This is a genomic window from Pseudomonas sp. 3B-A001-10F (assembly GCF_056313565.1).
In genome coordinates, this window is the sequence record NZ_JBQYFW010000002.1 from 244,066 (window position 1) to 258,100 (window position 14,035).

Sequence of the window (14,035 nt, forward strand, 5' to 3'; positions counted from 1 at the left end):
GCGGCATCAGTTCCACAGGCCGATTTTTTCCAGCTCTTGCTTGAAGTTCTCGCGGGTGATCAGGGTGACGTCGTCCATCGCGGTGTACTTCGGCGGTTCTTTGCCGGTGGTGACCCACTCGTACATCATCTCGGCAGTCTTGTAGCCCTCGATGTGCGGGCTTGGCAGCATCGAGCCGAAGAAACCGCTATTAGGCTTTTTCAGTTCGCCGATGGCGTCGGTGCCGTTGATGCCGATGCCGATCACGTTGGCCTCAGCAAACCCGGCGGCTTCGGTGGCGCGCACGCCGCCGAGCACGGTGTTGTCGTTCATACCGCCGATGATCAGGTTTTTTGCGCCGCTCGGCAGTTTCACCAGCGCCGAGTTGGTGGCGTCCATGCTGCCCGGTACGTCGAGGGTTTTCAGCGCAGCGAACAGAATGTGGTCTTTCGGCATGCCGGCGTCTTCAAGGGATTTCACCGAGCCGTCGGTGCGTTTCTTACCGGTGTCGAGTTCGTTGTAGGTGTTGACCACCGCGTAGGTGTCTTTCCAGTCCCAGTTACGTTTCTTCGCTTCGGCGACCATCGCGTTGCCCTGCTTCTGGCCGACTTCGAACGCGGCCATGCCGAGGTATGGCACGTCTTCCATGAACTTGCCGTTGGCGTCGACAAAACGGTCATCGACGGCAATCACTTTCAGGTCGTTGAGTTTGGCCTTGGCCATGATTGCCGGGCCGAGCGAGACGTCCGGCGGGCAAATCACAAAGCCCTTGGCACCGTTGGCAGCAAGACTGTCGATCGCCGAGAGGGTTTTCTCACCGTCCGGCACGGCAATCTTGATCAGTTCAAAGCCCTTGTCCTTGGCGGCTTTCTCGGCGAAGGCCCACTCGGTCTGGAACCACGGTTCTTCCGCCTGCTTGACCAGAAAACCGATTTTCACGGTGTCGGCAGCGAGCAGGGCACTGCTCAGGCTGAACGCGGTGACCGCGAGGGCGGTACTGCATAGGGTACGAATCCCGAAACGACGTTTCATAAGCTGACTCCTTGTTATTTTTTTTGAGCAATGTTTGAAAAGCGTTAAAGCGTGTTCCTGCAAAATCTTCTGACAATAGTCATATCGTATGATGATTAGATTTCACACGGATTTATTCGCGTGAAAGCTACTGTGCTCAGTCGTGGTACATCACCGAGCGACCACCATCGATGGTGATGCATGAAGCATTGATGTACGGCGCTTCATCACTGGCCAGAAACACCGCCGTCATCGCCACTTCGAGCGGCTGACCGATGCGCTTCGGCGGGTGCAGATCGAAGGCGCGCTGACGCTCGGCGTGCGGGTCGGCGAATCCGTTCCAGTAGTCGACGTTCAACTGCGTCTCGATATAGCCCGGGGCGATGGCGTTGACGCGGATGCCCTTCGCGGCGTACTCGATGCCGAGCGCGCGGGTCAGGCCGAGCAAACCGTGCTTGGCCACCGGGTACGGGAAGCAGCCGGGAATGATGTGGCTGGAATGGGTCGAGGCGATGTTGATGATGCTGCCGACGCCCTGCTCGATCATCTGCGGCAGCACTGCCTTGCAACCAAACCAGGCGCCGTCCAGATCAATGGCGAAGCAGCGACGCCAATCTTCTTCGGTCATGACCAGCGGATCACAGAACACGTTGACCCCGGCGCAGTTGACCAGCACATCGATGCGCCCGTGCAGCTCAACGGCGCGTTTGGCCATGGCATGCAGGTCGGGCTGATGCGAGACATCCGCCTTCAGCGCTTGCACGTCGTAACCTTGCTCACGCCAGTGCACGGCAACCGTTTCGACTTTTTCCGCCTGAATATCACTGATCACCAGTTTCGCTTGCTGCGAGGCGAACGCCGCAACAATGGCTTCGCCGATGCCTTGCGCGGCGCCGGTCAGCAGCACGACCTTGTTTTTCAGACGCTCGCCCTTCGGCGGTGCGGGCACCGGCGGCAGGGAAAGAGGTTCAGCCATGGATCAGGACTCCTGTTTCGCAAGCACAAAAAAACCGGGCATCTGCCGATGTCCGGTCTGGAAGGCGGTTGGAACGAAACAGGCAAGCGCACGCGACAGCTTGGGGCCGTTGCGAGACGCGGACTCCACACGGGAGTGCGATAGACATTCGCTGCATCACTTCACCTGTTTTGTTTTTTTAAGTGTGAGTGCGTGTTACTGCTGGAGCCGACTATAAACCCGACTGCCGAATAATCTCAATATATAATTTTGCATCCCATATTTTGGGATTTAACCAGCAAACCGCGTACAGAGTTTTCCTGCAACATCCACGCGCATCGACAGCACTGCGCCATCCAATGGATGGTTGTTCGGGCTCTGGGCGCTGGTGATGAACAGGGTTTTCAGGTCTTCACCGCCGAATACACAACTGGTCGGGCGGCTGACAGGCAGATCGATCCTGCGGTCGACCTTGCCGTCAGGCGTCAGGCGCAGCAGGCAGCTACCGTCCCAGCGGGCATTCCATACATAGCCTTCGGCATCCATTGCTGAACCGTCCGGGCCACCGTTCTGATCAGGGCCGTACCAGGGAGTGGCCACATCAAGGTTGCCGTCGGCGTGAATAAAATAGCGATACAGCGTGTCATCGAGACTGTCACCGAACAGGACTGTGGTGCCGTCGTCGCTCCACAGCAGCGTGTTGGGAATGCCCAAGCCGCGCAGCAATGGCGTAACACGTTTATCCGGATCTATGCGGAACAGGCCACCGGAGCGCTGGGTGATCGGCAGATCTTCGCCCTGCTCGCCGATGTTGTTTTGCATGGTGCCGAGCCACAGTCGCCCCTGAGCATCGCAACGCGCTTCGTTGGGGCGATTGCCCGGTTGCGGGTCGGCGACGCAGAACAGCGTCAGGCGTGGTTCGAGGCCCGGGGAATCTAGGTCGAGGCGATAGACGCCGCTGCTCAGGGTGACCATTGCATCGCCGCTGGCGCAGGGGATGAAGGCGGAAACGTGTTCGGGCATCTGCCAGATCTGCACGTTCTGGCCGATCAGACGCAGGGCCTGTTTGCCGGCGATGTCCACCCAGTACAACGCCTGCGTCGGTGCGTCCCAGAACGGGCCTTCACCGAGTCGGGCGCGGTGTTGGGTCAGGGCGGTCCACGGCATATAACGGTCTCCATTGTTCTTGTGATTTTCTGTAGGAGTGAGCCTGCTCGCGATGGCGCAGTGTCAGTTGACTTCAATGCGGCTGATATACCGCTATCGCGAGCAGGCTCACTCCTACAGGGGATCTGGGTGTTAGCCGGCTTTTTTGTCGGCCATGACTTTCGGGTAGAAGCGTTTGATCGCCAGGTCCGCATTGTCGATCAGGGTCATGCACGCCCACACGCCCCGCGCGGAATCCCGGGCGGCGATGGCGTCGGCCATGTCCTTGTGGATCGGCAAGGTGCGGCGCAGTTCATCCGGATCGGCAGCAGACACTTCGAACGATACCGCCAGCAACGCACCGAGCGCCGGAACCATTTGTTCAATGAATTGATTGTGGCTGGCGGCGAGAATGCATTCGTGGAAGAACTGGTCGGCGCGGTTGTAATCGGTGCCGCTGTCGACCGCGCGCTCGAGGGCGTTGTAAGCCAGTTGCACCGCTTCGATCTGGTCCAGCGTCGCCCGCTCACATGCCCAGCGCACGGCCATCGGTTCGATGGTGCGGCGCAGGTCGAGCAAGTCATCGACGAAATTTTCCGGCAGGCCGTTGCGCGACAGCCAACCGACCACTTGCGGATCGAACAGGTTCCAGCGCCGCACCGGCAGCACGCGGGTGCCGACTTTCGGCCCGACTTCGAGCATGCCTTTGGCGACGAGGGTTTTGATTGCTTCGCGAATAACCGTGCGACTGACGCCGAGTTGTTCGCCCAGATCGGCCTCGACCTTGATCGTCTGCCCGGGTTTGACCTGGCCAGCGGCGATCCAGCTGCCCAGCCAGTCAACGGTCGACGCATGAAAGCTGCTGGACATGAACACCTCAAAGCAGGTCGCGATAGGTGAACACGCTAATCATCATATGATTAACAGTCAATCAGGATTTTTCAGGCAACCCACAAAACCAAATGTGGGAGCGAGCCTGCTCGCGAAAGCGGTAGGTCAGTCAATACTCAGGCTGACTGATACACCGCTTTCGCGAGCAGGCTCGCTCCCACAGTTCGGGATTTGTATTGCTCAGGGTTCCAGGCCGATGCGGAAGAACTCGCCGCCGCTCCACACACCGAGCCAGCGCTGGCCATCGATTTCGCGACTGACCGCCAGTTCCACCAGTTGATAGAACACATTGCGGTGGATCAGCGCTTCAAGGTTGGTGCGCACATGCACGTAGGGCGCGGGCTCTTGCGTTGTCGGATCAATCTCGACGCGAATCGGATGCTCCGGCCCCGCTTCGGCGGTTTCTTCGACGTTGGTGGTAAAGCGCAACAGCTGCGCCTGCCCTTCGCCTTCAACCTCGACCGCAATCGCCACAAACGGCGCATCGTCGACCTTGATCCCGACCTTCTCGACCGGGGTGATCAGGAAATAGTCATCGCCGTCGCGGCGCATGATCGTGGAGAACAATTTGACCATCGGCTTGCGCCCGATCGGCGTGCCCAGGTAATACCAGGTGCCGTCGCGGGCGATGCGCATGTCGATGTCGCCGCAGAAGTCCGGATTCCACAAGTGCACCGGCGGCAAGCCTTTGGTTTTCGGGATCTGTCCCAACAGGTCATTGGCTTTTTGCGGGCCACTCATGGCGTTCTCCTTGAATTATTGGTCGCCGACTCCCAACAGGCTGCGCGCGTACTGGGCCAGTGGCGGGCCGATCAGGTCTTCGGGCTTGCTGTCGTGGAACGTCAGTAAACCGCCACGACTCTTGATCCGTGCAGTATCAATCAAATACTGGGTGCTGGTCTCGATCAACATGATCTGAATCACACCGCCGTCGATGCCGAGGCGATCCACCGCTTCTTCATCGAGCCACTCATCGGAGTTGCCGATGCGGTCGTCAGCCTTGGCGAAACGCGTGTACAGCAGATAGTGCGCACCAGCATCGCGAGCTTCGCCCATCGCCTGGTCCAGGCCTTCCGGCGCGCGAGCACGGCGGACCATCGGGAAGTACTCGACGAAGCCTTTGAAGGCTTCTTCGGCCACCACGTTCGGGCGCGGGTAGGAACCGCCCGGCGGTGCGAACGCGCCTTGGGCAATGTAGATGAACGAGTCCGGCTGAATACGGAAGTTGTTCACGCGACGGCTGTCGCTATGATCCAGCAAGCCCGCGTCGCTCATCTGGTAGCGAGTGCCTTCGGCCATATCGCTGACAGTCATACAGCCGCCAAGCGCCAAAACGGCCAGCAGCAAAACCAGGCTACGCATCCTATTCCTCCAGAGGCCGGTGACGGAAAACCGGCGAATGGCCGTAGGATGCAGCTTTTGCGCCAGCTCTGGTTCTTCGTTGATTGATAAATCGTATTCGCGAGCAAGCTCGCTCCCACCAGTGGAATGCATTCCAAGGTGGGAGCGAGCCTGCTCGCGAATAGGGGGATGTCAGCCGCCGATAATCTTCATGATCGTTGCGCCACCGGAGAACGCCACTTCCTGCTTGTCGCCCAACGCCTTGACCAGCAAACGCTGGAGCGCTGGCAAGGCCTGATGACGCGGCTTGTCGAGCAAATCGCCGACATAGTGACGGTTGCTCGACGACAGGCAACCATGCAGCCAACCGGTCGACGACAGGCGCAAGCGCGAGCAGGTCCGGCAGAACGGCACGCTTTCGTTGGCGATCACGCCAAAGTTGCCCAGGCCAGGAATCGCATAGCGCACGGCGGTAGCATCCACCGGTGCGTCGGTTTGCGCGTACTCATAACGCTCGCCAATCAGCTCCAGCAACTGCTGCAGGCTGACGAACTGTTGCAGGAACGCATTGGAGTCCTTGGCCAGATGCCCCATGCGCATCAGCTCGATAAAGCGCAGTTCGTATCCGCGCTCCAGGCAGTAATCCAGCAGCGGCATCACCTGGTCGAGATTCTGCCCGCGCAACGGCACCATGTTGACCTTGATCTTCATCCCCGCCGCTGCCGCTTGATCCATGCCGTCGAGCACGGTGGCCAGATCGCCGCCACGGGCGATGCTGCGGAAAGCACCGGCGTCGAGGGTATCGAGGGACACGTTGATCCGGCGCAGACCGGCATCCACCAGCAGCGGCAGTTTTTTTGCAAGGAGTTGACCGTTGGTGGTCAGGCTGATGTCTTCAAGGCCCATCTTGCCGACAGCGGTCATGAACGTTTCGAGTTTGGGGCTGACCAGCGGCTCGCCACCGGTAATTCGCAGCCGCTCGATGCCGGCGGCCTCGATCAGATACGCCACGCCACGCGCCATGGCCTCAGCCGACAGCTCATCCTGCGCAGCCACCAACCGCTTGCCGTTGGGCACGCAGTAGGTACACGCGTAATTGCAGGCTGAAGTCAGACTGATCCGCAGATTGCGAAAACGCCTGCCTTGACGGTCAACGATCATGATCACTCCGGCGATAGAAAATCGAGCTGCTAAAACTTGACTCACAAATCAAGTTTTAGCAAGCCCTATGCCTGAGTATATTCCTGCGTTACTGCGTCATGTAGCGAAATCATGGCGCAATAAGGCGGCTGAATGGCTCAGCTGCTTGGCGTTTCCGGGTCACGCTTGCGTTTGTTGCCCATGCGCACGCCAATGTCCATCAGGAACTGGAAGAAACCTTCCTGATCTTCCAGCACATTGCTCCAGAACGGCGAGTGATACAGCGCAACAGCACCGTGCACCAGCGCCCAGGACGCGCAGTAGTGGAAGTATGGCGGCACGTCTTCGAGCTTGCCTTCGCTGATGCGGCCCTTGATCAACAGGGTCAGGCGTTCGAAGTTCGAGGCACGGATCTTGTGCAACTCCTCGACCATTTCCGGCACCTGATTGCCTTTGACGACCTTCTCTTCGAGACGGTCGAACAGGCGATAACGCTGCGGGTCGCGCATGCGGAATTCGAAGTAGGCGCGGGACAGCGCTTCCTTGTCCTTGTCGACATCGGCCGAATGCAGCAGCTCGTTCAAATCACGCTCGTAATCGAGCATGAGGCGCAGATAGATCTCGGCCTTGGATTTGAAGTGCTTGTAGATCGTGCCTTTGCCGATACCCACGGCATCAGCAATCATCTCGACGGTGACACTGTCTTCACCTTGGTCGAGGAACAGCTTGAGCGCGGTATCGAGAATTTCTTGCTCGCGGCGACGAAACTCACGGACCTTACGAGGTTCTTTGTGCATAAGAAAAGGTCTGAAGGGTCAAAATTCGAAGCCGCGTATTATGCCTAACTTGCGCAAAAATGCACGGATCATCCGACCATATCTGTGTTTCATGTTCATTTTGAGAACGTTTTGGGCGCAATGAGAACTCAACTGAAGCGAACGTATTCCAAATTTGTTTAAAAACCCCGACCGGCTAACTGGACTGCACGCCAGACTGATCAATACTTGAACTGTCGGGCGACATCTCCCCCAAGTGTCGCGCCGATAAAGGTACCAAGGGACCGCGTGCCTTTGTTTTACTCCTAATGGTCTTAACCCGGATTCACCCCCCAGAACCCGGGTTTTTTTTGCCTGCGATTTGACTAAGGCCTACAGGGCAGATTTAACACTGGCCAGCGGGAACAAACGCTTGAAGTTCTCGGTTGTCTGCTCGGCGAAACGCTCGTAGTTTTCCCCACGCAGCATCGCCAGAAACTCCGCCACTTCGCGCACGTACTGCGGCAGGTTCGGCTTGCCGCGATAAGGGATCGGCGCCAGATACGGTGAATCGGTTTCCACCAGCAAGCGATCCACCGGGACCTTGCTCGCGACGTCGCGCAACGCATCAGCATTGCGGAACGTGACAATACCCGACAGGGAAATGTAATAACCCATGTCCAGTGCAGCCTTGGCCATGTCCCAGTCTTCGGTGAAGCAATGCAGCACACCGGCCTGAGGCAACGCCGCTTCGCGCAGCAATTCAAGGGTATCGGCACGCGCGCCACGGGTGTGGATGATCACCGGTTTGCCGGTCTGCTGCGCCGCTTGCAGGTGCAGACGAAATGACTCCTGCTGCAGTTCAGCGGCTTCCGGTTCGTAGTGATAGTCGAGGCCGGTTTCACCGATCGCCACGACTTTCGGGTGATTGAGCTCGTGCAGCAGCCAGTCCAGCGCTGGCGCCGCACCGGGTTGTACATCGAGCGGATGCACGCCGACCGAACAATCGACATCGTCATAACGCTCAGCCAGGGCTTTGACGTCGGCGGCGTTATCGGCACTCACGCCGATGCACAAGAAGTGCCCTACTCCGCGCTCACGGGCCGCATCCAGTGCAGCATCCAGCGAGCCGTCATGGGCGGCGAGGTCGAGGCGATCAAGGTGACAATGGGAATCTACGAGCATAAAAAAGACGGCTACTTACATCGTATGAGTGGGACGGTCGGATTTAAGCGCTCCGGCCAGATGGGTTTCGATGCGACTGCGCGCCGTGTTGTCGCCCTCGTTGAACTGGACGCCGACACCGGCAGCGCGATTGCCTTGCGCCCCTTTCGGGGTGATCCAGGCAACCTTTCCAGCTACCGGGATCTTTTCGGCCTCGTCCATCAGGTTGAGCAGCATGAACACCTCATCGCCCAACCGGTAACTCTTGTTGGTCGGGATGAACAAGCCACCGTTCTTGATGAACGGCATGTAGGCGGCGTAGAGCACCGACTTGTCCTTGATGGTCAGGGACAAAATGCCGTTACGCGGCCCAGGGCTGACGGATTCATTCATGTTGACCTCCACTGCTGATGCTCAGAGTCTAGGTACACATTGTTATCTTTGACCAGGCAATCCCGCCCATTGCACCAACAACGCTTCCAGCAGCAAGGCCGGATTGAGGTTGGCTTTGCTCATGACTTTCTGCCGCTGGGCGAGAATCCAGTCCTGAATCTCGAGGACTTTGCCTTGCGCACTTTTCTGCGCCAGGTATTGCACGACTTTGCGCATGTCGGTCAGACCGAGCCCTGCTTCATCCTGAGTCAATTGATAACGCAGGATCAGGCTCGACCAATCGCAGAACCAGTCAAACAGACGCAGCATCGGAATGCTTTTCCACTCCTCAGCCAGTTGCGTCGGCGATTGCTGCTGCTTGAGCAACTTCTTCACGCCTTCGACCACTTGCGCGCGCTGCTCGCGCACGCCCTGAGACTGCAGACTGACCGCCATCAACGGTGAGCCGGCGGCCAGCGTCAACAGTTCGACACGTTCGTCTTCGGAGCAGTCCGGCAGCGCCTGAGCCAGCCATTGCAGGCTCATCGCCTCGCCCGGCAGCGGACAGGCCTGCTGCACGCAACGGCTCTTGATCGTTGGCAGCAAGCGGCTGGTCTGGTGGCTGACCAACAGCAGAACGGTATCACCGGAAGGCTCTTCAAGGCTCTTGAGCAAGGCGTTGGCGGCATTGATGTTCATCGACTCGACCGGCTCGATCAGCACCACTTTGCGCCCGCCCAGTTGCGCGGTCTGCACCACGAAGCTGACCAGATCGCGGACCTGATCGACCTTGATCGCCTTATCGGCTTCTTCCGGCTCGAGAATGTAATTATCGGGGTGACTGCCGGCCTTGAGCAGCAGGCAGGATTTGCACTCGCCGCAGGCTTGCGGCGTCGGCCGCTGGCACAACAGGCTGGCCATCAAGCGTTCGGCCAGCGCACGTTTGCCGATGCCGGCCGGGCCATGCAGCAGATAGGCGTGGGCGTGCTGTTTACGCCCGGCCAGTTGCTGCCAGAGGCTGTCCTGCCATGGATAGGCTTCAGCCACGGGCCAGCTCCAGCAAATTCGGAATCAGGGTATCCAGCGATTGTTGAACCTTGGTCAGTGGCTGACCGGCATCGATGCGCACATAGCGCGCGGGATCGGCTTCGGCGCGCTTCAGAAACGCATTGCGTACAGCCTCGAAAAACGCCCGGCCTTCCAGTTCGAAACGATCCAGACGGCCACGGGCACTGGCGCGGGCCAGACCGATTTCTACCGGCAGATCGAAAATCAGCGTCAGATCCGGACGCAGATCGCCCTGCACAAAAGTTTCCAGTGTGGCGATGCGCTCCAGCGACAAACCGCGACCGCCGCCCTGATAGGCGTACGTGGAATCGGTGAAGCGGTCACACAGCACCACCGCACCGCGAGCCAGCGCCGGTCGAATCACTTCAGCCAGGTGCTGAGCGCGCGCGGCGAATACCAGCAACAACTCGGCGTCCGGGTTCATGACCTCGTCGGCCGGCGCCAGCAGCACGTCGCGAATCCGCTCGGCCAATGGCGTGCCACCCGGCTCGCGGGTCAGCACCACTTCGATACCGGCGGCGCGCAGGCGCTCGGCAAGGTATTCGCGGTTAGTGCTTTTGCCGGCGCCTTCCGGGCCTTCCAGCGTAATAAACAAGCCAGTCACAGGCAGTCCTTAATCAAGTCATTGCGTGTTTTGTGGGGCGGCGGCTTCTGGAGCCGGCGCAGATTCCTGAGGCGCAACTTGTGGCAACGATTCCGGCGCTGTATCCGGAGAGGCAGCGGGAATCGCCTCTTCAGCAGCGGGAGCGGTTTCAGGCGTTGTCGCCGGCGCCGGGCTGGAACGGTAATCGGTACGGCGCTTGAGCTGGTACTCACGCACCGCATTATTGTGCGCATCCAGATCATCGGAGAACACATGGCTGCCATCGCCACGCGCAACGAAGTACAGGCTAGTGCCATCCACCGGGTTCAGCGCCGCATGAATTGCTTCGCGCCCGACCATCGCAATCGGTGTCGGAGGCAGGCCGGGAATTACGTAGGTGTTGTAAGGCGTCGGCTCTTTCAAATGCGCTCGAGTCAGCTTGCCGGTGTAGCGATCGCCCAGACCATAGATGACGGTCGGGTCGGTTTGCAGCTGCATGCCCAGCGCCATTCGACGCACGAAGACACCGGCAATCTGCCCACGCTCCTGTGGCACGCCAGTCTCTTTCTCGACCAGCGACGCCATGATCAGCGCTTGATAGGGTTCGCTGTACGGTACATCGGCAGAGCGGCTTTCCCACTCTTTCGCCAGCACTTCATCGAGGCGATCAAAGGCTTTCTTCAGCAGTTCGGCATCGGACATGCCGCGCACAAAGCGGTAAGTGTCCGGGAAGAAACGGCCCTCCGGGAACAACCCTTTATGACCAATCTTCGCCATGACGTCGCTGTCGCTCAAACCGTTGAGGGTCTGCTCGACCTTATCGTCTTTGGCCAACGCCGCGCGCACTTGATGGAAATTCCAGCCCTCGACCAGCGTCAGGCTGTACTGGACCACTTCACCGCGCTTCCACAAGTCGATCAGACCGTTGACGGTCATGCCCGGCTGCATACGGTATTCGCCGCTATGGATCGGTGTACCGGCGAGATTGAAGCGCCAATAGACTCGCAACCAGAATGCGTCCTTGATGACGCCATCGGTTTCGAGGGAAAGGAACGTACGGGTCGGAGTGGAGCCTTTCGGCACATCCAGCAGTTCTTCCTGCGTGATGTTCAGAGGCTGTTCCAGCGCGGAGTGAATCTTCCAGGCGCTGGCGCCCATCAACAGCCCTGCCAGAACCAGTCCGGTTTCCAGCAGCAGCAAAAGTTTACGTCTCACAAATCAGGCATCCAGTAGGGCGCGGGCAATGGTTTGCAGTTTACGGGTGAGCGGGCCAACCGGCCAGCTCAGTGCAGCGTAGGCGCGTACCGGCCAGACGCCATACACGCTGTTGCAGACAAACACTTCATCGGCCCATTGCAGCTGTTCGAGGCTGATGTCGGCGATCTGCGTGGGAATGGCCAGTGACTCGGCCTGAAACAATATTTCGGCGCGCATCACACCGGCAACGCCGCAGCGTTTCAAATCCGGCGTGATCAATACACCGTCGCGCACCAGAAACACATTACTGAACACCCCTTCGATCACTCGACCGGCTTGATCAAGCATCAAGCCTTCGGCGTGCTCGCTGTCCTGCCATTCGGCACGGGCGATGACTTGTTCCAGTCGATTGAGGTGTTTGAGTCCAGCCAGTAAAGGCTGTCTGGAGAGTCGCGTGTTGCACGGAAACAGACGAATGCCTTGTTCAGCATGCACAGCGGGATAAGCTGCCGGAGGATTGCCTTGCAGAATACGTCGGCCAGGCGCCGCCGGATCAGGTGCGTAACCGCGCAGACCGTCGCCACGGGTGAGGATCAGCTTGAGTACACCCTCGCCCATCGCTGCCGCATAACTCAGCAGCTCGTGGCGAACCCGTTCGATATCGGCGGCGATGGCCAGACGCGAACAGCCATCGGCCAGACGCGTCAGGTGCCGATCCAGCAGGATCGGCTGTCCATCACGCACGGCGATGGTCTCGAACAGACCGTCGCCGTAAGCCAGGCCGCGATCTTTCAGCGACAGAGCGTCAGCCGGTTGACCGTCGACCCAGCTGTCCATCAGCCTGCGAACCGACGGAACGCCAAGGTGCCGTTGGTGCCGCCAAAACCGAAGGAGTTGGACAGCACGACATCGATGTCCATGTTGCGCGCAGTGTGCGGCACGAAATCGAGATCGCAGCCTTCATCCGGCTCATCGAGGTTGATGGTCGGCGGTGCCACTTGGCTGTTGATCGCAAGAACGCTGAAGATCGCTTCAACCGCGCCCGCCGCACCTAACAGGTGACCGGTCATCGATTTGGTCGAGCTCACTGCCAGTTTGTAGGCGTGATCACCGAACACGGTCTTGATCGCATTGGCTTCGGCGAGGTCGCCGGCCGAAGTCGAAGTACCGTGAGCGTTGATGTATTGCACTTGATCGGCGTTGATCTTCGCATCGCGCAGCGCGTTGGTGATGCAGCGTGCTGCACCGGCGCCATCGGCAGGTGGCGAGGTCATGTGGAACGCGTCGCCACTGGTGCCAAAGCCGATGAGTTCGGCATAGATGGTCGCGCCGCGCGCCTTGGCGTGTTCCAGCTCTTCGAGAACCAGTGCACCGGCACCGTCGGACAGGACGAAACCATCACGGCCCTTGTCCCATGGACGGCTGGCGCGGGTCGGTTCGTCATTGCGGGTCGACAGCGCACGGGACGCGCCGAAGCCACCCATGCCCAGACCGCATGCGGCCATTTCGGCACCGCCGGCAATCATCACGTCGGCTTCGTCGTACATGATGTTGCGCGCCGCCATGCCGATGCAGTGCGTACCGGTGGTACATGCAGTGGCGATGGCGTAGTTAGGTCCCTGTGCCCCCAGGTGGATGGACAGGAAACCGGAAATCATATTGATGATCGAGCCAGGTACGAAGAATGGCGAGATTCGACGCGGGCCCGTCTCATGCAGGGTACGGCTGGTTTCTTCGATGTTGGTCAGACCGCCGATTCCCGAACCCATGGCCACGCCAATGCGTTCACGGTTGGCGTCGGTGACTTCCAGACCAGCGTTGCGTACAGCCTGAAAGCCGGCAGCGAGACCGTACTGAATGAACAGGTCGAGCTTGCGCGCTTCCTTGACCGACAGGTATTCCTCGACATTGAAGCCCTTTACCGAGCCGCCAAAGCGGGTGGAATAGGCAGAAAGGTCGGTGTGTTCGATCAGACCAATGCCACTGCGGCCAGCCAGAATGCCCTGCCAACTGCTCGGCACATCCGTGCCCAGTGGCGACAACATACCCATACCGGTGACTACGACGCGTCTACGCGACACAGCACTCTCCTTTTTCAAATGACGATTTTGCATCAGGCCTAAAGAAAAAACCGCACGCCATGATGGCAGTGCGGTTTTTCCATGACAGCAAACAACGATTACAAACTATTACGCCTGGTGGCTAGTAACGTAGTCGATTGCAGCTTGTACAGTAGTGATCTTTTCAGCTTCTTCGTCAGGGATTTCGGTCTCGAATTCCTCTTCCAGAGCCATCACCAGCTCAACGGTGTCAAGGGAGTCGGCACCCAGGTCTTCTACGAAGGAAGCAGTGTTGACCACTTCTTCTTCTTTAACACCCAGTTGCTCGGCAACGATTTTCTTGACGCGCTCTTCGATGGTGCTCATACCTTGT

16 protein-coding genes are annotated in these 14,035 nt (G+C 59.0%); all 16 read right to left on the minus strand.

The annotated features are described in order from the left end of the window. Nucleotides 1-6 precede the first annotated feature (6 nt). Nucleotides 7-1,011 carry a substrate-binding domain-containing protein gene (locus tag AC0ZWN_RS03480; protein WP_476334061.1) on the minus strand — a complete coding sequence of 335 codons (1,005 nt, stop codon included), beginning with the start codon at nucleotides 1,009-1,011 and terminating at the stop codon, nucleotides 7-9. 136 nt (nucleotides 1,012-1,147) lie between these two features. Continuing rightward, nucleotides 1,148-1,966, minus strand: a complete 819-nt coding sequence (locus AC0ZWN_RS03485; protein WP_476334062.1) for an SDR family oxidoreductase — start codon at nucleotides 1,964-1,966, stop codon at nucleotides 1,148-1,150. A 270-nt stretch (nucleotides 1,967-2,236) separates the two neighbouring features. Then, a complete protein-coding gene (locus AC0ZWN_RS03490; protein ID WP_476334063.1) occupies nucleotides 2,237-3,112 on the minus strand; it encodes an SMP-30/gluconolactonase/LRE family protein in 876 nt (291 codons plus the stop codon). Between the two features lie 132 nt (nucleotides 3,113-3,244). Continuing rightward, nucleotides 3,245-3,961, minus strand: a complete 717-nt coding sequence (locus tag AC0ZWN_RS03495) for a FadR/GntR family transcriptional regulator (RefSeq protein ID WP_095048605.1) — start codon at nucleotides 3,959-3,961, stop codon at nucleotides 3,245-3,247. Between the two features lie 201 nt (nucleotides 3,962-4,162). Continuing rightward, on the minus strand, nucleotides 4,163-4,723 hold the full coding sequence (locus tag AC0ZWN_RS03500) for a DUF1285 domain-containing protein (RefSeq protein ID WP_476334064.1): 561 nt from the start codon (nucleotides 4,721-4,723) through the stop codon (nucleotides 4,163-4,165). A gap of 15 nt (nucleotides 4,724-4,738) precedes the next feature. After that, entirely contained in the window at nucleotides 4,739-5,344 is a 606-nt protein-coding gene (locus AC0ZWN_RS03505) for a DUF4823 domain-containing protein (protein WP_007908280.1), read from the minus strand. 171 nt (nucleotides 5,345-5,515) lie between these two features. Beyond that, entirely contained in the window at nucleotides 5,516-6,484 is a 969-nt protein-coding gene (locus tag AC0ZWN_RS03510; RefSeq protein ID WP_476334066.1) for a GTP 3',8-cyclase MoaA, read from the minus strand. A gap of 137 nt (nucleotides 6,485-6,621) precedes the next feature. Further along, nucleotides 6,622-7,260, minus strand: coding sequence for a TetR/AcrR family transcriptional regulator (locus AC0ZWN_RS03515; RefSeq protein WP_007908276.1), 639 nt, complete (start codon nucleotides 7,258-7,260; stop codon nucleotides 6,622-6,624). 351 nt (nucleotides 7,261-7,611) lie between these two features. Next, the gene (locus tag AC0ZWN_RS03520) at nucleotides 7,612-8,403 is read right to left on the minus strand and encodes a TatD family hydrolase (protein ID WP_476334068.1); all 792 of its coding nucleotides are present in this window, start codon (nucleotides 8,401-8,403) and stop codon (nucleotides 7,612-7,614) included. A gap of 15 nt (nucleotides 8,404-8,418) precedes the next feature. Beyond that, nucleotides 8,419-8,775: a PilZ domain-containing protein gene (locus tag AC0ZWN_RS03525; RefSeq protein WP_095120575.1), complete on the minus strand. Its 357-nt coding sequence runs from the start codon at nucleotides 8,773-8,775 to the stop codon at nucleotides 8,419-8,421. A 42-nt stretch (nucleotides 8,776-8,817) separates the two neighbouring features. Continuing rightward, nucleotides 8,818-9,801 carry a DNA polymerase III subunit delta' gene (locus AC0ZWN_RS03530; protein ID WP_064120369.1) on the minus strand — a complete coding sequence of 328 codons (984 nt, stop codon included), beginning with the start codon at nucleotides 9,799-9,801 and terminating at the stop codon, nucleotides 8,818-8,820. After that, nucleotides 9,794-10,426, minus strand: coding sequence for a dTMP kinase (gene tmk, locus AC0ZWN_RS03535; protein ID WP_476334070.1), 633 nt, complete (start codon nucleotides 10,424-10,426; stop codon nucleotides 9,794-9,796). The genes AC0ZWN_RS03530 and tmk overlap by 8 nt, the downstream gene beginning before the upstream one ends. 18 nt (nucleotides 10,427-10,444) lie before the next feature. After that, on the minus strand, nucleotides 10,445-11,620 hold the full coding sequence (mltG, locus tag AC0ZWN_RS03540; RefSeq protein ID WP_476334071.1) for an endolytic transglycosylase MltG: 1,176 nt from the start codon (nucleotides 11,618-11,620) through the stop codon (nucleotides 10,445-10,447). A 3-nt stretch (nucleotides 11,621-11,623) separates the two neighbouring features. Next, nucleotides 11,624-12,439, minus strand: a complete 816-nt coding sequence (pabC, locus tag AC0ZWN_RS03545) for an aminodeoxychorismate lyase (RefSeq protein ID WP_476334072.1) — start codon at nucleotides 12,437-12,439, stop codon at nucleotides 11,624-11,626. After that, complete coding sequence (gene fabF, locus AC0ZWN_RS03550) at nucleotides 12,439-13,683, minus strand: beta-ketoacyl-ACP synthase II (protein ID WP_093435430.1); 1,245 nt, start codon at nucleotides 13,681-13,683, stop codon at nucleotides 12,439-12,441. Before fabF ends, pabC begins: the two co-directional genes overlap by 1 nt. A 108-nt stretch (nucleotides 13,684-13,791) precedes the next feature. Continuing rightward, nucleotides 13,792-14,028 (minus strand): acyl carrier protein, encoded by a 237-nt coding sequence (gene acpP, locus AC0ZWN_RS03555; protein ID WP_003175607.1) that lies wholly within the window; start codon nucleotides 14,026-14,028, stop codon nucleotides 13,792-13,794. Nucleotides 14,029-14,035: the final 7 nt, after the last annotated feature.